At 33.3% G+C, this 597-nt stretch carries 1 pseudogene; it reads right to left on the reverse strand.

Features of this window, described 5'->3' with window-relative positions:
• Positions 1-142 precede the first annotated feature (142 nt).
• A pseudogene (locus KVT11_RS19530) lies at positions 143-597 on the reverse strand (DUF3967 domain-containing protein); the annotation flags it as partial.

Consider the following 597-nt stretch of genomic DNA (forward strand, 5'->3'; position numbering starts at 1 on the left):
GCTTCATAATTAAATCATAAAACTGTTCGTGACTTTCGTATTTAATAAATTCAGATTGTGGAGCTTTAGCGCGTTCTCTGTATTTTTTACTGTTTTCTCTTAGTTCCTTATTGCTGATTCGTTTCATGGTATTTACTCCTCCTTATTTCCAAAATTGATACCATTTTTTTTGTTGGGATGTTTTTATTTCTTCTTGAGTAGAAGTAGCTGCAACTTTCAAACGGGCTTGTTTTTCTTCTTGTAGTTGTCTAATAGATTCCATTAGCATGCAATCTCTATTTTCTAGCCGGTCTTCAATGTATTTTTGTTGATGATCTAGCCGATCTAGAAGTAGTTGGTTAAATTCTTGTTGTTTATCAAGCTTTTCTTGCATTTCTATCAGTATGTTTTCTAATCGTTCATCATGTTCATGTTGTTCATGACTGTCATGAACGTGTGGTTCTACAGTTATAGTTAATGGTACTCCGGCATTGGATAAGGCTTGATCGACTTCATCAACATTTTTACCTTGAGCATATAAATTTCGAATTTGATCAATTACGGTCACACATTCATCATGTAGATGATATTTCTTGTGTAGCTTTCGAACCTTTAAAT

This window comes from Bacillus sp. GbtcB10 (genome assembly GCF_019091365.1).
In the GTDB taxonomy this organism is placed as follows: domain Bacteria; phylum Bacillota; class Bacilli; order Bacillales; family Bacillaceae; genus Bacillus; species Bacillus altitudinis.